The following is a 406-nucleotide window of genomic DNA, read 5'->3' on the forward strand; positions in this document are numbered from 1 at the left end:
CTTGCCTACCTGGATTTCCGCCAGCCGCAGATCGACTGGCGCGAGCGTCACGCGAACCTTGCCACGTTCTACGCACGCATGGAAAAACGGCCGAGTTTCATGGAAACCCAGCCGCAGTAATCGATGGCAATGGTCCAAGGTTACACAGCCACCGGATCAAACCGTTCGGCCTGGGCCATCGGCCAGTAGCGTTCATAGAGTTGATAGCGGTACCGCCCGGCCAGCAGATCGCCGGGTTCCAGGTATTTGAGCAGCGTGGACAACAACTGCACCTCGTTGCCAGACACGCGCCGCACGATGTGGTGCGCGCGGAATTCCGCCGGATGCTGCAAGCCCGCCGCCTGCGTCAGTTCCAGCAGCGCATGCAGCGTGTGCGCGTGATATTGATGCACACGTTCCGCTTTGT

Annotated in this window: 1 protein-coding gene; it reads right to left on the reverse strand. The window is 60.6% G+C overall.

Annotation, left to right across the window (positions count from 1 at the left end; translation table 11 throughout):
• Positions 1 to 140: 140 nt before the first annotated feature.
• Positions 141 to 406: hypothetical protein (locus HG543_RS54220; RefSeq protein WP_281404572.1), on the reverse strand; the 266-nt coding region annotated here is incomplete at its 5' end.

The organism is Pyxidicoccus fallax, assembly GCF_012933655.1.
Lineage (GTDB): Bacteria > Myxococcota > Myxococcia > Myxococcales > Myxococcaceae > Myxococcus > Myxococcus fallax.